Source organism: Aliivibrio thorii (assembly GCF_057368585.1).
In genome coordinates this window covers 70425-95425 of sequence record NZ_JBXXRD010000003.1, presented here as the reverse complement: position 1 = coordinate 95425, position 25001 = coordinate 70425, and the positions used below count along the sequence as shown (strand labels likewise).

The 25001-nt window shown below is 35.8% G+C and carries 27 protein-coding genes; 5 read left to right on the top strand and 22 right to left on the bottom strand.

Annotated elements, in window-relative coordinates; all coding sequences use genetic code 11:
- Nucleotides 1-6: 6 nt before the first annotated feature.
- The 13 genes from AC2IP4_RS21255 to AC2IP4_RS21195 form a co-directional block, all read right to left on the bottom strand.
- The gene (locus AC2IP4_RS21255) at nucleotides 7-588 is read right to left on the bottom strand and encodes a hypothetical protein (RefSeq protein WP_486317147.1); all 582 of its coding nucleotides are present in this window, start codon (nucleotides 586-588) and stop codon (nucleotides 7-9) included.
- Nucleotides 589-768: 180 nt separating this feature from the next.
- Entirely contained in the window at nucleotides 769-1374 is a 606-nt protein-coding gene (locus tag AC2IP4_RS21250) for a hypothetical protein (protein ID WP_486317146.1), read from the bottom strand.
- A gap of 264 nt (nucleotides 1375-1638) precedes the next feature.
- Nucleotides 1639-1968 (bottom strand): hypothetical protein, encoded by a 330-nt coding sequence (locus tag AC2IP4_RS21245; RefSeq protein WP_486317145.1) that lies wholly within the window; start codon nucleotides 1966-1968, stop codon nucleotides 1639-1641.
- Between the two features lie 18 nt (nucleotides 1969-1986).
- On the bottom strand, nucleotides 1987-2718 hold the full coding sequence (locus tag AC2IP4_RS21240) for a hypothetical protein (protein ID WP_486317144.1): 732 nt from the start codon (nucleotides 2716-2718) through the stop codon (nucleotides 1987-1989).
- 37 nt (nucleotides 2719-2755) lie between these two features.
- Entirely contained in the window at nucleotides 2756-2986 is a 231-nt protein-coding gene (locus tag AC2IP4_RS21235) for a hypothetical protein (RefSeq protein WP_486317143.1), read from the bottom strand.
- A gap of 26 nt (nucleotides 2987-3012) precedes the next feature.
- The gene (locus AC2IP4_RS21230; RefSeq protein ID WP_486317142.1) at nucleotides 3013-3627 is read right to left on the bottom strand and encodes a hypothetical protein; all 615 of its coding nucleotides are present in this window, start codon (nucleotides 3625-3627) and stop codon (nucleotides 3013-3015) included.
- A 64-nt stretch (nucleotides 3628-3691) separates the two neighbouring features.
- The gene (locus AC2IP4_RS21225) at nucleotides 3692-4162 is read right to left on the bottom strand and encodes a hypothetical protein (RefSeq protein WP_486317141.1); all 471 of its coding nucleotides are present in this window, start codon (nucleotides 4160-4162) and stop codon (nucleotides 3692-3694) included.
- Nucleotides 4163-4494: 332 nt separating this feature from the next.
- A complete protein-coding gene (locus AC2IP4_RS21220) occupies nucleotides 4495-4725 on the bottom strand; it encodes a hypothetical protein (RefSeq protein ID WP_486317140.1) in 231 nt (76 codons plus the stop codon).
- A 157-nt stretch (nucleotides 4726-4882) separates the two neighbouring features.
- Entirely contained in the window at nucleotides 4883-5296 is a 414-nt protein-coding gene (locus tag AC2IP4_RS21215; protein ID WP_486317139.1) for a hypothetical protein, read from the bottom strand.
- Between the two features lie 681 nt (nucleotides 5297-5977).
- On the bottom strand, nucleotides 5978-6319 hold the full coding sequence (locus AC2IP4_RS21210; RefSeq protein WP_192957941.1) for a hypothetical protein: 342 nt from the start codon (nucleotides 6317-6319) through the stop codon (nucleotides 5978-5980).
- A gap of 329 nt (nucleotides 6320-6648) precedes the next feature.
- The gene (locus AC2IP4_RS21205; RefSeq protein ID WP_486317138.1) at nucleotides 6649-7239 is read right to left on the bottom strand and encodes a hypothetical protein; all 591 of its coding nucleotides are present in this window, start codon (nucleotides 7237-7239) and stop codon (nucleotides 6649-6651) included.
- A 25-nt stretch (nucleotides 7240-7264) separates the two neighbouring features.
- Entirely contained in the window at nucleotides 7265-7450 is a 186-nt protein-coding gene (locus AC2IP4_RS21200) for a hypothetical protein (protein WP_486317265.1), read from the bottom strand.
- Nucleotides 7451-7493: 43 nt separating this feature from the next.
- Complete coding sequence (locus AC2IP4_RS21195; protein ID WP_486317137.1) at nucleotides 7494-7973, bottom strand: hypothetical protein; 480 nt, start codon at nucleotides 7971-7973, stop codon at nucleotides 7494-7496.
- 320 nt (nucleotides 7974-8293) lie between these two features.
- Here AC2IP4_RS21195 and AC2IP4_RS21190 point away from each other — a divergent pair, with 320 nt between their 5' ends.
- The 5 genes from AC2IP4_RS21190 (at nucleotide 8294) to AC2IP4_RS21170 (ending at nucleotide 17986) form a co-directional block, all read left to right on the top strand.
- On the top strand, nucleotides 8294-8530 hold the full coding sequence (locus AC2IP4_RS21190; protein ID WP_274440671.1) for an HTH-like domain-containing protein: 237 nt from the start codon (nucleotides 8294-8296) through the stop codon (nucleotides 8528-8530).
- Nucleotides 8531-8535: 5 nt separating this feature from the next.
- Nucleotides 8536-11907 (top strand): helicase-related protein, encoded by a 3372-nt coding sequence (locus AC2IP4_RS21185; protein WP_486317136.1) that lies wholly within the window; start codon nucleotides 8536-8538, stop codon nucleotides 11905-11907.
- A 13-nt stretch (nucleotides 11908-11920) separates the two neighbouring features.
- Nucleotides 11921-12844 carry a DUF4391 domain-containing protein gene (locus AC2IP4_RS21180; protein ID WP_486317262.1) on the top strand — a complete coding sequence of 308 codons (924 nt, stop codon included), beginning with the start codon at nucleotides 11921-11923 and terminating at the stop codon, nucleotides 12842-12844.
- Between the two features lie 86 nt (nucleotides 12845-12930).
- Nucleotides 12931-14802 carry a site-specific DNA-methyltransferase gene (locus AC2IP4_RS21175; protein WP_486317261.1) on the top strand — a complete coding sequence of 624 codons (1872 nt, stop codon included), beginning with the start codon at nucleotides 12931-12933 and terminating at the stop codon, nucleotides 14800-14802.
- Nucleotides 14803-14821: 19 nt separating this feature from the next.
- Nucleotides 14822-17986: a type III restriction-modification system endonuclease gene (locus AC2IP4_RS21170; protein ID WP_486317264.1), complete on the top strand. Its 3165-nt coding sequence runs from the start codon at nucleotides 14822-14824 to the stop codon at nucleotides 17984-17986.
- 527 nt (nucleotides 17987-18513) lie between these two features.
- On the opposite strand, the gene AC2IP4_RS21165 is transcribed toward AC2IP4_RS21170, so the two are convergent.
- From AC2IP4_RS21165 to AC2IP4_RS21125, 9 genes are all read right to left on the bottom strand, one after another.
- Nucleotides 18514-19362: a hypothetical protein gene (locus AC2IP4_RS21165; protein ID WP_486317260.1), complete on the bottom strand. Its 849-nt coding sequence runs from the start codon at nucleotides 19360-19362 to the stop codon at nucleotides 18514-18516.
- Between the two features lie 26 nt (nucleotides 19363-19388).
- The gene (locus AC2IP4_RS21160; RefSeq protein ID WP_242509775.1) at nucleotides 19389-19817 is read right to left on the bottom strand and encodes a ribosomal maturation YjgA family protein; all 429 of its coding nucleotides are present in this window, start codon (nucleotides 19815-19817) and stop codon (nucleotides 19389-19391) included.
- Nucleotides 19818-19925: 108 nt separating this feature from the next.
- Nucleotides 19926-20264 (bottom strand): hypothetical protein, encoded by a 339-nt coding sequence (locus AC2IP4_RS21155; protein ID WP_486317259.1) that lies wholly within the window; start codon nucleotides 20262-20264, stop codon nucleotides 19926-19928.
- Nucleotides 20261-22558 (bottom strand): DUF3289 family protein, encoded by a 2298-nt coding sequence (locus AC2IP4_RS21150; RefSeq protein WP_486317258.1) that lies wholly within the window; start codon nucleotides 22556-22558, stop codon nucleotides 20261-20263. Before AC2IP4_RS21150 ends, AC2IP4_RS21155 begins: the two co-directional genes overlap by 4 nt.
- A 40-nt stretch (nucleotides 22559-22598) precedes the next feature.
- On the bottom strand, nucleotides 22599-23033 hold the full coding sequence (locus AC2IP4_RS21145; protein WP_486317257.1) for a hypothetical protein: 435 nt from the start codon (nucleotides 23031-23033) through the stop codon (nucleotides 22599-22601).
- 222 nt (nucleotides 23034-23255) lie between these two features.
- On the bottom strand, nucleotides 23256-23654 hold the full coding sequence (locus AC2IP4_RS21140; RefSeq protein ID WP_192957797.1) for a hypothetical protein: 399 nt from the start codon (nucleotides 23652-23654) through the stop codon (nucleotides 23256-23258).
- A 75-nt stretch (nucleotides 23655-23729) separates the two neighbouring features.
- On the bottom strand, nucleotides 23730-24227 hold the full coding sequence (locus AC2IP4_RS21135) for a hypothetical protein (RefSeq protein WP_486317256.1): 498 nt from the start codon (nucleotides 24225-24227) through the stop codon (nucleotides 23730-23732).
- A gap of 13 nt (nucleotides 24228-24240) precedes the next feature.
- Nucleotides 24241-24693, bottom strand: coding sequence for a hypothetical protein (locus AC2IP4_RS21130; protein ID WP_274440685.1), 453 nt, complete (start codon nucleotides 24691-24693; stop codon nucleotides 24241-24243).
- A gap of 4 nt (nucleotides 24694-24697) precedes the next feature.
- Entirely contained in the window at nucleotides 24698-24949 is a 252-nt protein-coding gene (locus tag AC2IP4_RS21125) for a hypothetical protein (protein ID WP_486317255.1), read from the bottom strand.
- Between the last annotated feature and the right edge of the window lie 52 nt (nucleotides 24950-25001).

The window sequence follows — 25001 nt, the reverse complement described above, 5'->3', positions numbered from 1 at the left end:
TCCTTATTAAATGTCGTTATCCTGTAACGCAGCTAAAATAAAAGATTTTAAGGCCTCATAATCACAAAGATTGGCTTCTTCACCGTTAAGCTCCCCGACATTAAAGAACCCCAGCTCAATCACTCTCGCGGCTGCTGTTGGATTGAGTATCCCACCAAACCGTTTATCTTCACCTAAAATGAATTCAATTAATTTGGTCATATTGTAGTTATTTATTTGGCCAATTGAACCTGTAATCACCACCACTAGCTCTTCATTTTCAGATAATACGTTTTGCTCATGAGCTTTACGCTCTGAATCCCAAAGTAAAACCTGAGTTTCAGCCTCTTGCCTTTGCTGTCTTTCTCTACGCTGAGTCGCTTTCTTAGGGATAAGCTTATGAAGACATTCAATCAGAGCATTGAGCTCAAGACACTGAGTTTCATCAGTGACATACAATTGGTCAAATTTACGAGCAACATGAAACCCTTTATCTTCAATTAAGGACGTGATCTCTTTTAACTCTTTTTCTGAAAAATGCTTTCCAACCGCAGGATAAACTCTTGCTGAATTGTACGTGCTTTTCTTTACACCATAGCTATATGACATAAAAAACTCCTTCCTGTTTATTGTTTAACTGACCCGTCTATTATATCGAAAATAACAAGGTCAAAACATAATGGATCTCGTTAATTAAGCCGTTGTGGTGGTATTACAATGGTACGACAAATAATAAAAAAGGCCTTGTAATACAGAGGTACTACAAGGCCGAAATATAACTATTCTGTCTTAGGCTTGAATATGCCGAGTAATGGCGCGATTAAGCATATCGTATAAAAGTCCATGCTTCTTATCATCAAAAGGATTGAGTTGATACACACCCATTGAGTCTGCGATTCGGCTGGCCAATTGGATCATAGAATTACCTTTCGTTCTGCATCCTTGACTCAATTCTTTCTGACCTCGTTCAAGTAAATTAATCGCCCATTTCTTATCATTCATCATGGATTCATAAGGATATAGAACAGGCTCTAAGCCAGCATTCATGATCACCATTGAATGATGCTTGTTATGTAAATCAAACTCGATGACCACTGGAACCCCTTTTGGGACAACATGCAATTCAGTGAGTAGGTTAGCGATATAGGAAAAGACATTCTTTGCTGAACAATAAGAGCTTTTCTTCAACGTATAACATGTCATGGATGTTGGCTCTTCAATATGACACAATTCAACCGTGAATTTTTTAGACTCACTTAAAAGCGTACCTACATCTTCACAGTTTGTTTCTTCGATAGAGATATTAAAATATCGACTGATCGAGAATGGACTAGCCGCTCGAAAAGTCACTGAAAAACGATTGGTTGAAAGCGATGTTAGTGAAAGTTGATACATGATAAATCCTTATTTGCTTTATTTAACTGACATTGTCATTATACCGCAAAGTAAAGATAACCAATAGTTTTGGTAAGGTTTGTTTCTGTTAATATTTAAAAAGTAGTACAGAGGTATTACTTTTGTTTTTGTTTGATAGTCAAAAAAAACCACCACATGTTATGTATCCATCGGATGCAAACTATGTGGTGGCTGGGTCGTAATTATTTTTCTGAAAAATAGGAATACTACGAATGAGTATAACGATACGTGACCATGTAACAATTAAACAGATTGGTTAGTAAACTGCTCAAGTGTCACAACCGATGACATCCAATCGACTGCCACCACGTCTTGACCATCTTCAGAAACATATAAAACACTCACTTGTTTTTCGATCCCTATCATTGGGATTAATTCATGCTCTGAACCTGCTTTTTCTCTGGCTTGCTTGATCTGCTCAATAGGCGCATTCCAAAACAAAATTTCACCATCCTGTTCTTGAGTAGCACACGTTGCACCGCTTGGCCATTTTTCGTTGCTATCAACAAGCATCCCAAGAAGTGACTTTGTTGACGCTGGAGCTTTTACATCTTCACTTATTACAATTGTCATCGTATTTCCTTATTTAAGCTATTTAAGTACTTCACATGAGAACTTATTCCAAAAGCGTTCGTGACCTGTTGGGCTAATCAACTTATAACGACCAAACATCATTGAATGACTAAAATCTTCCAAATCCAATCGAAAGTCTTCATTTAAGAAAGGAATAGGGGCATCCTTAAGCGTCAGCTTGGTCCTATTTACTAATTCATTTGTGACCTGTTTTGGCTCAAAGATAAGCTCATTTTTCCCTTCATAATTCCACGAGCCAGAAATAGTACTGTCACTATGAAACCAAACATCTGTAGATTCGGGCTTTCCTTGCAAAAGCAAAGAAAAGGAGTCGCCATTAAATGTCAATGTGGTTCGTTTTTTAGGGGAATCATAATTAGCATGAGAGCCGCCATACCTATCAAACCCTTTGCATGACCATTCTTTATTAAACACATCCTCTGGCTTAAACTCCACCACATCCACATCACAATCAAACGAAATATCATCCGTTATTTCATCGAACGCAATTCCAACTGAAGACGTTATCTTACAAGTCGCCTTTTCGTCTAACAAAACACGATTAACAAATATTGGTGATGGTGAGTCCGAGGTATGGTTAATACACTTGTAAGTAAATGAGGTTTTATCTTCGTTGATAGAAGTAAAACCACACGATGTTAATATTTCTAATTTTGGCTCTGGTGCTTCATCGCTGCACCCAAAGAGTAAAGCAGATAATGGGAGTAAACAAAATAATCCTTTTTTCATCGTATTTCCTTATTTTACTTATTCTAATAATTGGTAGTTAAGTACGGTTATAAGCTTGAGCCAGCTCTGATTCTATAGCCCACATTGGATGATTATGATCATCAGAAAACGCCACATCTAGCGATTTAGAAACCCAATGCCATAAACCATGAATTTCATCGTTACTGAGGTTTGCATCATCAGTTAATTTTAGTTCACTCAATGCGAGTTGAATGTTTCGTTCATGCTCAAAAGGTTTTAAACGCTCATAGATCTCAATTTTTTCCAAATTTGCTATTCCATTAAACCCAATAATCAGCATTCTTTGTCAGTGTATAAATCACGAAACTGAGGGTTAATTAATTCTAAATGAGCTTCGTTCCATTCCTTTACGCTCATCTGAGTGGGTGTTATCTCCATCAGAGTATTCATAACCAAAGCATAGCCATGAAGCATCTCAATATAATAACCAATCGCCTCAATTTTGAGTTCTTCATAGCGAGCACGAGAAATAAGCTGATTATCAATTTCTAATGCATATTTTCTAAGGTATTCCACTCGCGCCAGCTCAATCCAAAAAGATAACGGACGTTCTTCAGTAATGACTTCAATCGGAAGCGCTAAAATATCCCCTATCCCAAAGTCATCATGAATGATAGAACGAAATTCAGAGGCGGAGTTGTATTCATTTATCGTTGATTTACCTAATCGAGCTTGGTACTCCGCTAAAAAGAGACTGCCATCGTAAGCTAACTTATATTGAATGCGCCCTGAAGAGATCACGTTAGTTTCACTGTATGCCCAGCACATAGGCTGCTTAGCATCGAGATTACCCACATTTGAGATCACCGAATTGGCCAGCTTAAATAAAATCGCTTTCGAACCTCTCTTGAATCGAAGGTTATTCAGTAACTCGATATGCTCTTTCATGGCAAAAACTCTTAATATTCTAATGGTAGGGATAAGGCCTAGATTATACCTTATCCCTTTCAATTTATTTGATAAAGTTAGGGTGTTTACTTCTATGATTTAGGTGTTCAATGAAGCCGCTGTGAATCGCGTCTGAATAGCCCATGCTTTTAATCGCACTGACTTCCATATTATCTAAACGATTGTGTTGGATAACATCAAACAAGGTTTTTGAGTCCTTAGCAAAATCAAGCATAAAGGCATCTCTATCATGAAGGAAATCATAAAGGTGATGTAAATTATCCCCTGCTAGATCCACCACACAAATTTCAATCCCTTCACTTGATTGAAGGGGGTTACCGTTCGTATCGTTCCAACGCTCTGCTTTAACATCATAAACCCCTGAGAAAACGACGCCATTGGCTTTAAAAAGAACAAGCTTATTTAAAAAAGCCTCTTCTGTTTTTTTCAATGGTAATTGAGACAAATTACGGTCCCACTTGAGCCCTTCTAAAACCCCATACCCTTGCCCATCCACAAGTAATTTCTTTAACATTCCATGCTCTCACTATAATGATAATCAACTGTTCCATTATACCGCAATACTAGAATGTATAGTGTTATATAACGCTAATATTCAAAGTAATACTGTTATTTATTATTAGCTTATAGAGTAAATACGGTAAGGGCGTTTTTCAAAAAAATGTGACCCAATAAAAATGCCCTCCAATTAAAGGAGGGCTATTTTTTTGCGCTTCAAGGTCAGTTTAAGCGAGCAATAAAGTAAAGGTAGCGATAAGGAGCTGGCAACCTCTTAAATAGTTCCCCCTTACGCATAAGGGGGGGTGCTTTAATGTCAGTCAAAGCAGTGGAGCAAACAATTTCAATTTAAACCGCACAAAGCGATTCAGAGGATTTGAAGGACTGATTACGTAATCGTCCATTAAAATAATAATGATTGTGGAGATCATCAAGCTTATCGACTTCTTGCTCCCAAAAAATAGGGCTACTTACCTTTAATACACCCTCTAATTCGACTTCAGAGGCAATAAGGATCTCACTTGGTTTGTGGCAATACACTTTCTTGGTTACCACATTAACTAAAGCTGATTCAGTCACTCCGTCCCTATCGAGAAGTCGAGTGATTTTCCAATTATGATCTAAGGCCACAGAAGTTGATTTACTCTTTGATTTACACACACCACCACCATTTTTAATATAACTCAGTTACATTAGTATAATTCATTTTAACTCTAATCACTTCGTGGTATGGCGATTAGGTTAAACGGGTCACAAATTCATGTACTTCATTTGGTGCGCCCACTCGCAACGGAGAGAAAGCAACAATGTCATAAGAAAATAGCCACACTAAACAATCATTATTAAGACGTACCACCGCAATCGGAAATAAATCTTCATCACCATCATCTGATTTATAAATGCCATTTTCAACGCGACCAGCGAAAGCCGAACATGGATAACCATAAGCCTCCGAAACCATATCAGGCAATGATTCAAATGAGGCGTTATTTGCATTAAGGCTAGCATTCACAGCGTTAGTAATGACCGATAAACTTCCAAGCATAAAAGAAAGAGATCTTTCATAGTGCTCGATTGACGACTTATTTAATGGGTTAAATACCCATGTTAGCGCAGGAACTTTCTCTCTTAACATCGCATCAATATTCATTTTAAGTTGCCTTTCAGGTTTGCTTTGATGTATCCATAATACCGCAAACTAGAATCAAAGCAACATAATAAACCCAAATTAACCGATTTAATATAAATAGGTTTCTCCATAAAAAAGACAAAAAAAACCCAACTACGAATAGTTGGGTGCAAATGCATTTATTATTGTCAGTTTTTGGTGCTAGGCTATTAATGAAAATAAAGCATACACCTAACGAGTTTATAAAACAAATGGAACATAAGATAATTTAAATAATTCTTTCGCTGATTTTTCAAAAAAACGGTTACTAGTGTCGGCTCTGGCAATTCGACTAAAGAACCAAGCAATAAAAAACCCAGCCACAAGTGACTGGGTTGCAAGTGCATATTTCAATGGTTCAACGTGTAGCTAGGGATTAAGGATTCATGGAGTTAATCATTCAAGACAGGGTTGCTCGAATGAGATTCAATATACACGGAACAGAATTATAAAACAAATAGAAATGTTGCTAATTAAATTTCTTCCGACAAGCATCACTAATCTGTTATTTCATATCAACTAGCCAACATAAACCATGAGGTGTGTATCATAAAATAGAGCCTATCTATTATTCCCCTCCACTATCACCTCACTGATTATAACTTTAACAATACTGAATTTTTTTGAAAAAAAATGCCACCTCGGTTAAAGGTGGCAAAGTAATTATAAGTGGTCGAGTGGGATTAAATTCTCTTCCGCTTTCTTCTCATAAGATTCAATTCTTTGATCCAATCGCTGCGGAGTAAATCGGTTTTTAGTACTTAATCCATGCTTTTCAAAGACTGCCTTTCTGATAGCTCGCTCTGATAGCTTAGAGGCTAATTCATATTCACCGACAACATGGCGAAGTAAACGAACTTCATACATTGCTTGTAGAGCAGTCTTAACATAGCGCTTTTCACCTAGAAAACGTTTAGCTAAAACAAAAGCGGTAACAGATGGAATAAGGGTTGCTAACACACTTAACAGACCTGAGATGATTGCTGCGATAACTTGTGAATCCATAATATTGCTCCTTTGATGTAACATTGCTTAACTGACAGTATCATTATACCGCAATATGAAAATAGCATCAATAAATCAAAAGGGTTCATGGTGTTTTTTTTAAAAGAAAATCTTGTTCAATCATTTAAAAATCAATAAGAAAGCATCATTGTTATACCTTGGTACTACCTTTTAAATCTCATTTTCTCGTGGCCATAAAATGACATGGATTCAGTCCCATTTTTCTAAAAAATAACGATATTTCACTGTATAACACTTGTACTACTTTTTAGATGGCAATACATTAGAACTAATTATTTTTACAACCTGTAAATAATGATTTCACAAAATTATGCAAAGAGTTCAGGCTTCAATTCCGCTACAACTTCCCACACCTTTTTATTACTAGAAGAACGAGCAATGAGGTCTTTCTTCACCAGTGCATTCAAAGCTTTTGTTGCCTCATTTTGAGCAAGTTTTGTAGTATTGAATAATTCAGTCACGAGCATACTCTTTGACTTTAATGCTTTATAAAGACAAGCAATATTATTAAGTTCTGCCGTTGTATATTCCTGATTATTTGTGTTTTTTCCCTGAATTGGTTTGGTATGTATAATTTCACAGGCAATTGAGGCGTGTTGGCACTGAAATTCAAACGCTTGACACAATGAGTTATCATTTGAATATAATATAAACGTGAGTTTCTTTTTCTCATCATATCGCACTTGAGATATCGCCTTGCTCAAATGCGCAATTAAATAAAAATCCGCTTGGTTTTTACCAATTGGATACCCATCCATCATAATAAACATTAAATCATGACAAAGTATTTTGATTTGTTCATTATTAGAGAACACAAAAACCTTATCAGTGATCCTTGTATCTATCTCTTGAATTGTATTCAATCCGACATTTTCTGCATCAACAAAAATGAGATTCATAAACTAGCCTTATTATTTTATTTAATTACTGCAACTGCACATCAATTTTTTGAAAACCCATCTCTCCCGCTTGGTTTACTAAAATATCTATTCGCCATATTCTGGATTCTTGAGCAAGAATTTTCGTCATTGTTTTAGTTTCAGCCAAACGACGAAACTCCCCTTCTTTAACTTGATAAAAAACGACTGATATACATAACATAATGACCATTTGCAATCTACATCCTGTCATTATGTTGTTTTTAAGGGGGAATTTAAAGAACGTTAAATGGCGAGGCGCATTTTTCATAAATCATGTTAAGGGCATCAACAGATCCAGATAGAGAATAAATACTTTTAAATACTAATTTATTTTTAGAATACACTTCAATATCAGCAATATGACCTTTCTTTATCTCTTGCATCAATTTTTGTGGTGGTCTTGTTACATAGATGGTCGATTCATTAGGATGAAATCCAGCTTTAAGATTGTAGCTATCAGCACCATCTACAGAGAGATTAAACTCTAAAACACCCTTTACTTTTGAAAGCTTTTTGCTCTCAACCTTTAATGTTAAAAAATTATTCTCTTTGGTTTTTCCACATCCGATAGCAAAAGTAGAGCTATCATTTTTTGTATAATGCTCATAAGTTTGTAATGTGGGTGTATAGGAATTACTCCATGATAATAAATTAGCTACACTAAAATTAGAATAAAGCAATATAATAAAACCTATTATTTGTTTTTTATTCACTATTGTTTCCTTAACTATTAAATATTTCTTTCTTTATCACACTATAAATCATAGTTCGAATTCAATCATTCAAAAAAGAGTACAAAAAATTATAAGCAAGCTCCCCAAAGAAACCCAATAAATAAAAATTACAAAAATCCATATTAATCAAATGTATAAATGAAAATAATTGTCAGAGAACAATAAGTTTATAGATACAATAGCTTCATTATTAAACGAATTCTTTAATATTCAATAATCATCCCTACGACCATTAATGGCTATTTTTGCAAAATTAGCTAAAATAGCTAAAAGTTGTTTCGCCCTGTATTGGATACGTTATGAACAAAGAAATTATAGAAGAAATCAAGCTGGCACTTACTTCAGCACCTCGTAATCAGTACATGACAGAATTTTGTCTACAATCAATCAAATATGCTGATGAACTAAGCAATCTTACCGCAAGAGAGTTTTGTGAAGAGTTGGGGATAAAACCTAGCTATGGCACAGAGTTTAGTAAAATGAGAAACCTTACCTCACGGCTTAAAGCTGCTGGTTTAGATACAAGGAAGATATAGCCAGTATGCTAATTGATAACGTAACAACTAAAGTATCAGAAACGCTTTCCGCTTCGATTCAAGCTAACGATAAGCTGTCTGTAATGACAGGACTCTTCTCCATCTATGCTTTCGATCATCTAAAAGATTCGTTGAGTCAGTTAGATTCAGCACGATTGTTATTCTCTCAAGCTAAAGGGTTCGATTCATTTGATTCACTAGGTAGTGAATCGCCTTTTGGTGCGTTGAATGGTACAGCATTAGAAAACAAGTTCCGTAACCAGTTAAATCAAAAAGCAATAGCACAAGAGTTTGCTCATTGGTTAGAGGAAAAGGCATCCGTTCGCTTAGTACAACAAGCTGGAGCAGTTCATCAGCACATCACGCACGTAAACTCACATTCAGAATCAATTGCTATAAATGGTGCTCAATTCAATGGTCAAGGTATTGGATTAACAGAGTCGAATGGCTTTGACATGATTAGTCTTGCCAATGCTGATCAAGCTAAAGAGCTTTTAGGGTTCTTTAATAGAGTTTGGGGAAGCAAAGCACAAGTTAAAGACGCAAAGGCACTTCTACAAGCGGAGCTTGCCAAATTCACGACTGATCAAACACCACAGTTTATCTACTTCATTACGTTATATAATATTTTTAAAGATTTTGTGGGTGATCTGCAAGAAGATAAGATCCTAAAAACTAAAACAGGGTTTAAAGATACGATTGTCTGGAACAAGCTGTATAAGTTTCAGAAAGATGGTGTTTTAGGTGCAATCGACAAACTTGAGCATTTCAACGGTTGTATCATTGCTGATAGTGTTGGTTTGGGTAAGACTTTTGAAGCACTTGCTGTAATCAAATACTACGAACTTCGCAATGATAAGGTGCTTGTGCTTTGTCCTAAAAAGCTTCGTGATAATTGGCTAATCTACACGCAGAACGACAAAAGAAACTTACTTTCTAGTGATCGCTTTAACTACGATGTTTTGAATCATACTGATATGAGCCGAAACAGTGGATTCTCAGGTGATATCAATCTTGAAACTATCAATTGGGGCAACTATGACCTTGTAGTGATAGATGAATCTCATAATTTCCGAAACAATAATCCTAAGAAAGATGGTCGAAATCGTTACCAGAGATTACTTGAAGATATCATTCAGGCAGGGGTAAAAACGAAGGTGCTGATGCTCTCAGCTACGCCAGTTAATAACCGCCTAAATGACATGAAAAACCAAGTAGCCTTTATCACTGAGGCGAATGACCAAGCTTTACACGATCACGGTATCAACAGTATTGAAGGAACACTAAGACAAGCTCAGACTCGCTTCTCTAAGTGGGCTGAACAAGATCCAGATATTCGTACATCGAAAGACCTTTTGGATTCGATGAATTTCGATTATTTCAAATTACTGGATATTTATACAATAGCCCGTTCACGCAAGCATATTGAAAAATATTATGGTACTGCTGATATCGGAAAGTTCCCGACCAGACTATTACCTGTAAATATAAAAGCACCAATTGATCTCAAAGACCAGTTTCCACCGTTGGAAGAAGTGAATAAGACAATTCGTAGACTATCTCTTGCATTCTACTCACCGATGAAATACGTGAGAATGGATAAAAAAGCTGAGTATGCGAGACGCTATGACCAAGAGGTTAAAGGCGGTAAAAGTGTATTTAAGCAAGTAGACCGTGAAGAAAGCTTGATCCATCTTATCCGTATCAATCTGCTTAAGCGTATGGAAAGCTCAATCCATTCGTTCACGCTAACATCAGAAAAAGTGCTTACTCAGGTAGATACACTACTAAACAAAATTCATAATTTTAACGCTAATATTAAGCCCCATATCAATAAACAAATAGCTAGTGATGAATTGACAGAAGAGTTTGTTGCTCCACCAATTGAAGAAATTGATGATCTAGAATTTAACTCGCCAGAACTCGCTCCATATCTAATTGGTAATAAAACCAAAGTGCGTATTCAAGATATGGATTTGGTTCGATTCGCTCAAGATCTTGAAGCGGATAGAGTATTCCTGCAAGAAATCGTTCGTGTTTCAAAAAGCATTAATTCAGAACGTGATGCCAAACTTTCTCTGTTGAAAGAAGCGTATCTTGAGAAATGTAAGAACCCGATAAATGGTAATAATAAAAAAGTTATTATCTTTACTGCTTTTGCCGATACCGCAGAGTACCTATATAAAAATCTATCATCTTGGGCTTCACAAGAGTTAGGGCTTCACTCAGCCATTATCACAGGTCAAAAAACAGAAACGACCTTGCGTAGCATTGATGGTAAGAAATTTAAAACAGATTTGAATAGCCTTTTAACTCACTTCTCGCCACGTTCTAAAGAGCGTGAAAAAGTATTCCCTGAGTTTAAAGAAGAAGTTGATATTCTTATTGCTACCGATTGTATCTCTGAGGGTCAAAACCTTCAGGATTGTGATTATCTAATCAACTACGACATTCATTGGAATCCAGTCCGTATCATTCAGCGTTTTGGACGTATAGACCGTTTAGGTTCAGTGAACGATGTGATCCAGCTTGTTAACTTTTGGCCAAACATGGAGTTGGATGAGTATATCAATCTTGAAGCAAGAGTTAGCGGAAGAATGGTATTACTTGATATTTCAGCAACAGGTGAAGAAAACGTTATAGAGCAAGATCCTAAAATCAACAAAGGAATGAATGATTTAGAGTATCGTAGAAAACAGCTTGAGCAACTTCAAAATGCGGTTGTTGATCTTGAAGAAATCTCAGGTGGTGTCTCTATTACTGATTTGACCTTAAATGATTTTAGAATGGATTTGTCTGGTTTCTTAAGCAATAAAGAGCTGAATAGCAAAGAGAATGACAATTCCCCATCCATAAGAGGTCAAGAGCTATTAGAACAATCACCAATAGGTTTGTTTGCGCCAGTGGTTATAGACAAAGAAGCATTTGAATCTGAGTCGAGTCAGTTTTCTGGTCTTGGTGATGAGATTGAATCAGGCGTGATCTTTTGTCTAAAAGACATTAAAGGAAAGGTTCAAGTTGAAGAAAGCTATTCACTTGCACCTTACTATCTTGTCTATGTTTCTGATGAAGAAGAAATTTTACTTTCGTTTACTCAGTCAAAACAAATCCTCGATCTATGTAAAAAACTAGGCTCAGAGTTAACCAATATTGACCAATCAACAGACGCTTACAATCAGTTTGCAAGACGTTCTCAAAACGGTAAACAAATGAAGCATTACCAGAATCTTCTCGCTAAGGCGGTAGAAAACATTGCAGGTAAGAGTGAAGAAATTGGAGCAACTAGCCTCTTCAATAGAGGTGGTACGGTCTTATCTGCATCAAGCACTCAGAACGTCAATGATTTTGAAGTAGTTAGTTATATGGTCATTCTTTAGGAGCTTATCAGCAATGGAGTATATTGATTTTAGAACTGATAATAATCGTTTAGCCGATAAGGTATATGAGCATCTAGCTCTACCAGAATCAACATTTCTTGGTACTCGTATCACTAAGAAGATGATTCTAGAGAACAATGATCTTAGCAGCAGTGATAAAAAACTAGTTACTGATGTTATTCAATCCATCGTTTGGCAAAACACACTTAAGCCAGAAACTCTCAATGTTCCTGTATATGTTACTGAAATGGTTGAATACATTGAGATTGCGGTGATCCGAGTCGTACTAAAGAATGTAGAAAATGAAAATATTAGTCAAAAAAAAACCAAGTTAAAAAATGTAGTAAAACTTTTACATACATTAATTCCTTACCCAATAATCTTACTTTTAGAACTTGGTGATAATGTTACAATTAGTTTAGCAGATAAACGTATAAATCAAGCAGATAAGACAAAGCTTGTCATAGAGCATATCTATAACACAGATTGGTTAGAGTCAGTAAATCTGACGAATAATGATAATTATTTTCTTAATGATTTTTCACTGAAAAATATTTCAAATATAAATTATTTCGAGTTTTATCAAGACTTGATCTCAATGCTTATCGGAATTGAAGCAAGTAAAATCTCAGGTCGGTATGTATCAAAAATTGATTCACCTCAGATGATCTCTGAAAATTCAAATGATAGCGGTTCTGAATTACGAGAAGAAAAGCAGACTTATGATACATTAACAGAAACAGCTTCTTCTTTTGTTGAAAAGAGCAATGAAGATAAAACAGCTTTACTGCGTGAACTGGAAGGCTTAGAAGCAGAACTGAGTAGTATCAGAAGCAAGATAAAAAAGGAGACGCAAATGAATACGAAAATGCGTCTTAATGTGCAAGCAAGGAAAGTCAAACAAGCGATTTCAGCGATTACATCTCAGTTGGCGTAAACTATCTGAAATAGTATTGTTTATTATAATTTTAAGTGTTGTGTAGCAACGTCTTGCGACAATACTGACAGTTAATAGGTCGAAAAATGAGCGAAATAGATAAAATCACGGGCAGTAGCCCTGAAGCAAAAAGCTTAGATATCACACAGCAAAACATTGAACAGCTTAAGCAGATTTTTCCTGATGTTTTTTCTGAAAACAAAATTGATTTTGAAGCACTAAAAGCAGTTTTAGGTGAAAAAATTGACGATTCAGAAGAACGTTACAACTTTACATGGAATGGAAAAACTAAAGCTCGACAAATCGCTCAAACTCCATCCACAGGTACATTGCGCCCTTGTAAAGAAGAAAGCGTCAATTGGGATACGACTGAGAACTTGTTCATCGAAGGTGATAACCTTGAAGTGCTTAAGTTACTTCAAAAGTCATACCATAAAAAAGTAAAAATGATTTATATAGATCCACCTTACAACACAGGTAATGATTTTGTTTATAAAGATAATTTTCACAACAATATCAAGAATTATTTAGATTTAACTAATCAGCTAGATAGCGCAGGAAATGCATTTAGTACGAATATTGATACATCAGGTAGATATCATTCTGATTGGCTGAACATGATCTATCCACGATTAAAGTTAGCAAGGAATTTATTGAATGATGAAGGTGTTATTTTTATATCCATTGATGATAAAGAGCAATCAAATTTAAGAACTGTATGCAATGAAATATTCGGAGAAGATAATTTTATTGCAAATTTTATATGGGAAAAAAGAACGAATAGAGAAAATCGTAAGGTCGTATCATCAAGACATGATTACATTTTGTGTTTTGCAAAAAATATAAATGCTACGGAGCGAGCTCTAAAGCAGCTACCTATGAATGCAAAAGCACTTGCCAACTATAAAAATCCTGATAACGACCCTCGTGGTGATTGGAAATCAGATCCTGCTACAGCACAAAGCGGACATGGAACCAAATCACAGTTTTATACTCTCACTGCTCCAAATGGGAAAGAACATGAGTTAGAAAGTGGCCGATGCTGGTTGTATACACAGCCTGTAATGGCTGAAGCAATAAAGGATGGCAGAATTTGGTTTGGTAGAGATGGAAACGGCGTGCCACGAATTAAAACATACCTCAATGCTAAAGAAAGAGGGCTTACTCCCGAAACAATCATGTTTGCGGCTGAGGTAGGAACAAATGAATCTGCAAAAAATAGCCTGAAAAAATTATTTGATGGTCATGCAGCCTTTGATACACCTAAGCCAGTCGATCTAATTACTACATTAATGCAAATGAGTTTAGATGAGGATGATATTGTTTTAGACTTCTTTGCAGGCTCAGGTACAACAGCACAAGCGGTATATGAATTAAATAAACTGGATAGTAAAAATAGAAAGTTTGTTTTAGTGCAGCTACCTGAAGCTACGAATGAAAAATCAGAGGCAATTAAGCTAGGCTATCAAACCATTAGCGAAGTTACAAAAGATAGACTAAAAAATGCTATAAAAACAATAGATAGTAACAATAATAATGATTTTGGGTTTAAATTATTAAAATTAGACGAAACAAACATTCGTAAATGGGACGCAGACTTTGACAACCTTGAACTGGTTCTTCAACAAGCAACTGAATCAATCAAGGCTGATCGTTCAAGCGAAGATGTTCTGTATGAAATATTCCTAAAGTATGGCTACGACCTAACAATACCTGTAGATACAGAAGTTGTTAACGGAAAGACTGTATTTGTTGTTGGTGCAGGTGCTTTGATTGTTTGCCTAGATGATGAAATTACAGGTGAAACCGTAGAAGGTATCGCCAAGCTAAAAGAAGAGCTAGATCCAGAAACTACCCAAGTTGTATTCAAAGATGCAGGATTTGCTGATAGCAATATAAAAACTAATGCGATTCAGATTTTGAAACAAGCTGGCATTGACGATGTTAAAAGCATTTAAGAGATAAATTATGTCTGAAATGAAGATAAAGTTTAACCCTGATCTTGATCATCAAAAAGAAGCTATTAACGCTATTGTTGGTGTATTTGAAGGACAAGAAACGTTTCAATCTAACTTCACTGTATCAAACGCTGTTCAATCAGATATGTTTGAGAAAAATGATGGTATCGGTGTTGCCAACGCAATTAAGCTACTCGATGAAGAGCTGTATGAAAATACACGTAATGTTCAGTTGGTTAACGGTTTACCTCAAACAGAAAATGCAAAAAAATCACTTACAAGCCTCGATTTTACTGTTGAAATGGAAACTGGTACAGGTAAAACATACGTTTACTTGCGAAGTGCATTTGAGCTTAATCAACGTTATGGATTAACAAAATTCATCATCGTTGTTCCATCAGTGGCAATAAAAGAAGGTGTTTATAAATCTCTGCAAATGACGGAAGACCATTTCAGAAAAGAGTATAAGAACGTTCAATATGATTACTTTGTCTATGATTCTTCAAAACGTGAGCAAGTAAGAAACTTTGCTACGAATGATTATATTCAAATTATGGTAATCAACATTGACGCTTTTAGTAAGTCTTTCACTGATCCAGAGAAAGAGACGAAAGCTAACCTGATTCACCGTACTGATGATCGTCTAAACGGTATGAAACCTATCGAGTTCATCCAAGCAACAAATCCTGTTGTTCTAATTGATGAACCTCAATCTGTTGCATCTACGGACAACCGTAAAAAAGCGATTGCAAGTTTAAATCCACTTTGTACATTCCGATATTCAGCGACATTAACAGAAAAATTTAATTTGCTTTATAAGCTTGATTCGATTGATGCTTATACTCGTAAACTGGTTAAACAGATTGAAGTTGCTTCACTGGAGGTTCAAGACAATCATAACCAAGCGTATATCAAGCTGATTAGTGTTGATAATAAGAAATCACCAATCACCGCTAAAATTGAGATTGATAAGCAGAATCCTAAAACTGGTAAATTACTTCCCCGTAAACCAATTACAGTGAAAAGTGGCCAAGATTTATTTGAAGCTTCTGGTGGAAGAACTGTTTATGAAGGTTATGTAATCAACGACATTTACTGTGAAGAAGGTAGTGAGTATATCGACTTTACGAGTCGTGATGACATCATAGAACTAAGTCAATCCATAGGTGAAGTTGATCAAGATACCTATAAGCGATTACAAGTATCTAAGACCGTTGAAGAACACCTTGAAAAAGAGTTGAAATTCTATAGAAAAATTACGACTGGCGTAGACATAATGGATCATTCCAAGATTCTAAGCCAGAAAGGTATTAAGGTTTTGAGCCTGTTCTTCATAGATAAAGTAGCGAATTACCGTGGCTATTCAAGTGATGGTGTGCCAGTTCAGGGGAAATTTGCCAAGTGGTTTGAAGAAGAATTTACACAACAGCTCAGAAAGCCAAAGTATCGTGTTTTATATCCTTCAATTTGGGATAAGAATGAAGCAGATAAGCCAACCTTAAATGAACATGCGCTCAAGGAACTAGCGAGTTCAGTTCACAATGGTTACTTTGCTCAAGACAAGAAAAAAGATGCGTCAGGTAATCCTCAATTTGCAGAATCTAAACTTTCAGCAAAAGGTGAAGGTGGTAAAACTGCTGCTGATGAATCTGCTTATAACTTGATTATGAAAGACAAAGAAAAGCTTTTATCAATAGATGAAAAGCTTCGATTTATCTTCTCTCACTCAGCCTTGAAAGAAGGTTGGGATAACCCTAATGTATTCCAGATTTGTACGTTGAACGAAACTAACTCTGTGATGAAGAAGCGTCAGGAGATTGGTCGAGGTTTACGTTTAGCCGTAGATCAGTCGGGTGAACGTGTACCGTATGGCTTTGAGGTTAATACGCTTACTGTAATGGCAAATGAATCTTATGATCAGTTTGTTGCTGCTCTTCAAAAAGAGATTGAGGAAGAGGAAGGGATCAAGTTTGGTGCCGTTGAAAAACACCAATTTGCAAATATTGTTATCTCTGATGAACATGACACTAAAGTGTTTCTTGGTGCTAAAAAATCTGAAGAGATTTATCTGCATCTAGCAGATAAAGGCTACATCGATAAAAAAGGCAAAATTCTAGATTCTCTTAAAACTGCTCTGGTTGATAATACGGTTAGTTTACCTGAAAGTGTTCAAGAACATTCAGATGCGATTCTTGCCACTTTAACTAAGGTTGCTAAAGGCTTAAGCATTAAAAAACATGAAGAGAAGAAAACAGCAACACTTCGTGAAGATAATGGTAAGCAAATCGTGCTTGGGGATGATTTTAAAGCTCTCTGGGACAGAATTAAGTACAAGACTACTTACCGAGTGAATTTCAGCGTTGATGAGCTTGTACAGAAATGTATCAAGGAAATCAGAGCGTCAGTTGCGGTTGCAAGTGCGAAGTTTGAATATAAAAAAGTGAAAGTAGCTATAACAGAAGCGGAACTTGAGACTTTTGATGAAGAATCAAAGATCCAATACTACCGTAATCGAAACTTCCAACTTCCAGACGTAGTAACGTATCTTGAATCAAACACGAACCTAACCCGTAAGACAGTGGTAGATATTCTGCTTGGACTAGGTGATAAGTTAGAAGCATTCAAGAACAACCCACAGCGATTCATCGAACTTGCTAGTGAAGTGATCCGTAAGCAAATGCGTTTAGCAATTGTTGATGGTATCTCATATCACAGAATTGGAGATGAAGATTACTACGCTCAGGAGTTGTTCCAAGAAGAAGAGCTTACTGGTTATCTTAAGAATATGGTTGAGGCGAACAAGTCTGTTTACGATTACATTATTTGTGATTCTGATACAGAGTTCGAGTTTGCAGAGAAGCTTGAAGAATCAACGGACGTTAAGCTTTACGCTAAATTACCAGCGTGGTTTAAGATTGATACTCCGTTAGGTAGTTATAACCCTGATTGGGCGGTCTTAATTGATAAAGAAGACGGTATGGGAGATCAGCTCTATTTTGTAGTTGAGACTAAATCTAGTATATTCTCTGATGATTTACGAGCTTCCGAGCAAGCCAAAATTGATTGTGGTATTGAACACTTTAAAGCGCTATCACAAGACAAGAACGGTAAAGCGTTAGATAACCCTGCTAAATTTATCAAGGCTGATAGTTATAATACTTTTACTTCACACTTAGAAGAATAATGCACCTCCCACCCTACGAGATAGCTCAACAACTAGTTATCTCTAGGGTGGACTTTTTCGAATAAGTATTCGTATTTATTCTGATTTATCCATCTCTTCTTACATAATATACCTAAAAGTAATCAAACTTTAACATCCACACTTGTAGAAATAGAATTAAAATTATCATTTTATATCAAGTATTTAATGTATTTCGACAGTTATAATGGGTAGTGAATAACACATTTACCCCATAAACGAACAAACAACCGCCACAAAAAAGCCATATCTATATATTAGTATGGTTTTTTTATACATTTTTCAGAAAAATGACTCATCGTAAGGTTCTTCAGGTAATCTATCTGCATTGTAAAACAATCCATCAATATCAAAAAACATTACAATCTATAGGTGAAAAAATCACAGTAATGGTAATAATAAAAACTTTGCTTTCAGATTCATAATTTAAAATCCATTATAGTGACAGCCCCAACCGTAATTTCAGGAAATTAGTGCACCATAAGAACAAGTTATAACTTACAGCACAATCAATCTACAAAATCATTTTCCCCAAAGGACCAATATTTATATTTTCCATCTTTTAAAATTGTCGAATGAGAATGTTGATAATCTCCCAATAAATTGGATAAATAAGTATCAATGCTAAAATTAACAAATAACAAATCAGTATTATACTTATTATTAGCTACAAACCTCATACGATTTTCTGCCAAAATTACTGCGTAATTCAATGATAAAAAGAATGCAAAAAAATAAGATGCAACTAATTTTAGAGTGATACATTTAACAGTATTAAACCGATAAAGACTCATTCCAACATATGATAAAACCATGCTTAATGGGAAAATAATTAATAGAGGATAAAAACAATTAATATAACTAAACAAATAAATTAATGGTAATACAAATAGCCCATAAAAGCATACAATTGACGCTATTAACAACCAAAACAAAATACCAACCAAAAAACCACGAACATCTGAATAGTCAATATCAAATATTTTATAAGATTTAACTGGGCGCAGCTCAAGAATAGGAGTGCTATACTCCTCACGACTTAAGACTGGATTATTTTTTATTTCCACTTTTATTTTAGATAAAATATCATCTGGATTCGCCCACTCTTCAATATTTATATGATATACCCCATTTCCTCGACGATCACTAGAGGCTGAAACGCCACCGATTCCATCAATGTTTTGAATAGCTACAATTAAAGGATTTTCAAAATATGAGTTTGTCAGTTTATCTGTATTGAATTCAAGATTTACCTTAGCGTTCTTTATCGTGTACTCCTCCGAAAAAATCAAAAGACCTGACAATAATATGATTACTCCCACAAGCAAATTTTTATAGTTAATATCTAGCAACTTCATACAAAGCTCTCCAATAACTAAAAGATTCACTCCCTCTCAACCCAATAACAAATAATCGCTCCCACGGTATAAGCTACCAAGTCTATCCAATCAAACGTCGCACCAAGGATTAAATGCAAGCTTGATGAAGGTTCAATCCCCAAAAAAGCGTTAACGTTAAGAAATTGACCGAGTTCAACAAGGTACGCAATGCCTAGTACCGTGAATGTAAGTTGTTTTGATGGCATATCAATGACGCTTGATAATAAATAATAAAGCCAAATAACGACAAGAACATCCCCACCTATTGGGCGAACGAATTGGTCTTTTACGAATAACGCAATGAATACCAATACCGCAAACATCACGATGCACTTACCTAGCTGATAAGCCGAAAATCGAAAATGAATTCGATGCTTAAAGTCTAGAGCACGATGCCAATTCGCTTTATTCTTAATCTTTGTTAATCCAAACATTAAATTTATCCTGATGATCTATAAAAATGAATCTTTATAGAGAATGTGTACCTATTTGCGACCTTTGCGATTCGTAGAACGGCTGTTATGGTAAATATTTTTTAGAACTCAGCCCAAAAAACCAATACTTGAAGCAAAGCTAACCAAAGTTGAAAAAAACAAAAGAATGTAAGACCCAAACCACCACCAAAGTTTTTTATAAGCGGTATAGATTGCATTAATAAATAAACTAGGGAAATAAATAAATAAATAAATATCTAACATTAGGCCAATAGACATAAATCCAGAGGGTTTCTTTCCGTCACCAGTGTACTCAACAAAGCTGTCATATACAAAATCGTCATAATGATTTAAATATGGGTATACTATCGGACCAAGCCATAAAAATAGCACCCACAAAATAGGGAGCGCTAATAAAAAAGTTCGTATTAAAGATGAATATTTCATAGTTCAAAATCTATTTTAGTTATAAATGGTTTGTATCCATAGCCTTCAAAATGTTGAAGTAAATACCAACTTCTGAATCCCTCCAACTGTTCATACCAACGTTTCGGCTCAGTGATTTTATGATCAATATCTTTAACATCTAATCCAAAATGATCTTGAATTTGATATTTAAATAGGCCTCTAACTTGAGTATCTTTAAATTCCAGATTATCGACATAGACTTTCATTGACCATATACCATGAACAGAGAGTACAGTACCATCAGTAAGGTTCTCATGAATCCCCTTAGAGTCATACGGTAAAAATTGAGGTAAACTAGCCCCCTTACCCTCTTCTTCAGACCTCATATATTGACTCGTTATGTTAGTAATATTGCTTGGTAAGGCTCCCTCATTCACATTCTCACTCAAGCACTTTATTAATTCTCCATGAAACTTAGCAGTGGTTTCGTGATATTTAAGCGCATCGGTTAACAATGGGTGGTCGTAATACCCGCCCTCATTTCTTTGGAGTCTAGCGACCATTTCAGGGTATATTTTACTGGTGTCTCCATTTATAGAAAAACCAACACCAAACAGAAAATCATCAGCCAACCCATTCATCCGCTTAAAATGCTCGCTTGCAGGTAGGGTGAATTGATCTTCTTCTAAAAATTGAACACCCGTAAGTGGATGTGTAAATACTTTATCCTTAAAAGGTGTCATTGCTCCATAAGATTCGATTGTTTCCTTATCTTCATCACCATATCTCATATCTTTTGGGCATATAGTTTCATCCTTACAATCTGAGCTGCCTTTATGATGACAAAATGTATCCATTTTATTTTTAGTTTCAAAAACCAATAATGGAAAATCACCTTGAACGGGTTTCCATCCCAACTCGACGACATCAACTCGATCTGTAGTATTAACCACTAATTCAACACCACCACCTTCCGAAGCATGTCGAGCATTTGGCGATTTAATCACATGAACCTCATTCTCTTCAATTAACGTAGATACTGTGGTTTTCATCTCATCAACCAATGAACTCACATAGTCAGGGCTTTTCTTGAGATACACACTGATTTTATCCAAATATACAGTAAATACCTCAGACGCTAAGTAGGCATAATTACAACGTTCAGCTTGCTCTTGAAGCCAGCTAATTCGATTTTTTATCTTTTGCAATAATGCGTCTATATCTGTATTGAGTCTCTTTTTAAGCTCATTCCAATTGTATTCTTTAAGGTAGTTCTGTGGATTTCCTTTACCTCTGTGTCGCATAAAAGCGAACACATTATTAGCCGTTTCTGATTCTTTAAGGCAAAGCAAAGCAGCAAGGATATCTCCCTCTTCAATAATCGAAGGTAAAATTCTAGCAATACATTGTTTAGTGTCGAGAATAGAACAAACGTCAATTGCAGTAATAACATCATTCGCTAACTCTTTCATTGTTGATTGAGATTGGTAGTGAGAGTAATGCCATTGAACTTCTTGAAGAACTAAATCATTAAAATCCATAGATGACGTTAGCATGAGAGGCATATCCCCCCATGTTGATGCAGATATATTAATGCCTTTTTTTTGCCAAAATCCCGATTTACCCTTGGTCACTAATTCAAAAAAATACCCATTGTCACTGTCAGTTTTATAATATGGATTTTTTTGTCTTAATGGTTCATCTATTTCAAACGGATTGGCGCTTTCTGTTATCTTAATACTGATTAACCCTGACGATAAATCCATCGCCTTACCTTGACCACTTTCATCAATTTGGCCTGACTGTATCTCAGCACCTGATTCATCAAAAATAATAAACGTCGCATTTTTTAATAAAATCCCATCAGGGTGACGGCATTTTATCGTTAAATCATGCAAAAGCTTTTCTACTTCATTATTAGGTATTGAAGGGTTTTGTGCACCACCTAAACACATAGTATTGCCAGAGTTCATCGTCATTTGATCTGATAATCGACAGACCCCCTTTCCTTCAAATAATACCGTAGGTGATCCAGAAATAAACTCAGCCTCACCTTGAATTGTGCCAGAGGAAACCCCTTTTTTATCGCCACCTTCATCCCCCGTACTTTTAGAGAACTTAGATCCCTTAATCGCAATAGGATGCCCACCATCAGCGGTAATAGTTGTTGTCCCATTAACTAAATCAGATGATTTCGCATTATTTCCATAAGCAATATTCACCGTAGACGATCCCATTGTTGTTGCGCATACATCAGGTAAAGTAGCATTCGCTTCTCCTCCTGATCCTTTGTGAATAATACTTAATCCATTTGCATTAATTGTAACGGTCATTGTTATTCCATTCTGATATAGATTAATGTAAGGAAAAAGATCAATTCAAACTGATCGTCTTTCCTTTTATCTTATGTGTACGCTCTGCTTCTGAGTTGATATGGGATGCCGATGTAGTTACGTGACCATTTTTCGAGTGATATACCGTCGATGTTGTTCCGCTTTTTAAAGTGAGATTTTCCTCACCTTCCAACACAATAGAGCCAGCTTTAATTCTTAATTCTTTTTCTTCAAAAATAGAAAAATAGATATCTGTTAATATCGGTAAGGTTAAATCATTAGATATAAACTCAATACGGCAAACTAATTGATTATCTATCGCCAAATTAATTTCTTCAGTATGAAACAATCGTCCAATTTTCCCCCAAACAGGTTGATTTAATGGATTCCCTTCAAAATCTATTTTTAATGTGTCGTTTTTCTTATTGAACGCTAATATTTTTCCGAAACGAGCTACACTAGATTGATCCATCATTACAATACCCAATGAAAATTAGCTAAAATAGTATCATATATAAAAAAATCAAACTGCCTGAATAGGCCAGTCAAAAATACTATTTAACTAGGCATAAAAAAGTCTCCTAAAATTAGCCCTCCTTTCAATGAATAACACATTTACCCCGTAAACGAACAAATAACAGCCATAAAAAAAGCCATACAATATTGAGTATGACTTTTTATACATTTTTCAGAAAAATCACTCGTCATTAAGACCATATTTATCAAGACCTAATGTCGTTCGAGCGATAGCAACGCTATCAGAACTTAGCTCCCCCGTTTTCAAAATAGCTTCAAGTGCTGCATGCGCTTTATCTAACTCGGTTTCTGCATTAAGTAGGGAGGGCGTTAGTTCATAGTAATCTTGATTTTTATCACACACATTATCAATAAGAGTTTCACATCCCATAACAATTCGAGTAAAACCACCCGTTCCAAGTTGCAATAAACGCCCGATAGTCACCTTATTCAGTCGTTCCTCTCGCAGCTCTGAAATTTGACCACTGTTTTCGATTTCTTGAAAAGCATCAAAAACTTTCCACATGATTTTAAAATCATCTTCCGTTGCTTTCGCTAACTTAACTTGATGTGTGGACATACATTCTCACTTATTATTTTGAACTTAACTGAAACCTGAAGTGCTAATTTTTGAATTAATGCCAACAAATATTTATTATTCTTCAGCCAATATTGCATCTTCAAACTTCACACTTCGACGATTTGGGCTGCTCTCAGGAAAGCCATAAATGAGCACTTCATAAGTTGCTGCCTCTTTTTTGGATATGCCTGTAATCGTTCCTTTATCCAATTTTGAACCTACTGGATATGGTGGGGTAATGGCATTACTTTGATACCATTCTGTTAAGATAACTAAATAAGCGTCATTCAAGTGATCACAGACAGCAATAAGCGCTGAAACTAAAGCGTCCTGTTTTACATTAACGCTCAATTCACCGACGTATTCAGCAAGCTCCTCTTCATCACCAGCGTAATCCCAATGCTCATTAAATATCTTAATCAGTGCGTCTTTTTGCTTCGGTTCGAACACTGGCTGTTTTTTAGAAAAAAAGGAGGATAAACCACGCTCAATGATCGCTTTTTTTACCTCCACATCAGAAGCCTTTGGTCGCTTAGGTACTTCACTTCCTTGATCATTAAATAGTGGTTTCATATTCCTTTACCCCTTATTCATCTATCACTAAACCATGTTTGATTCGGCCTCGTTGCCACGTTCTGTATGGCAAGCCACGGTATTCACTTTTCTTTCGCGCTTCATCAAATGGCATTTGCCAATAATAAAGCCCAAGAATTTTTTTTGCTTGGTTGTTCTTACTGCATAAAATAGGTTGCTCAAGTGGCCAAGGCTTACGATGCTTTTCAAAAACGCCTTCAGCATGGAGCATATTTTCGTGACGATAAGGCAAATAATGTTCACGAAATAACAACGCCTCTTCTTTTGTCATTTCTTTTCCCGTTAACACAACAAAACCATCATCTAAAACGACAACACGAGCCGAGTCATCACTTTTGAATGCCGCATGGCGCATGGCTGAGCGTGATGATTTATACGCATCTCCGTTAGCTGCACGGTGTTGAGTGATCCCTAAGTTCATCCATTCATTGTTTTGTACTACCACGGTACTACCTCACTTCTTCTGTATAACGGTGCTCTAACTCATCAAAAGGGACATTTTGAATATCAACTTTAATCAGTAACAATTGACCTGATCTTAATTCCGCCTCTATTTCATTATCAGAGACAAGCTTGATATTTTTTACCCGAGCAAAGCGATAGCCTTTTACATCTCGTAAAGCACACGTAATATCCAGTGCATCAAAGTTAGAAATATTTAACTCACTTTCTTCTTGGCAAGATAATGTTCCTTTCGCCAAAAATATTCCCAACAGATAGAACTCAAAAAAAACATTGTAATTACATCCCATA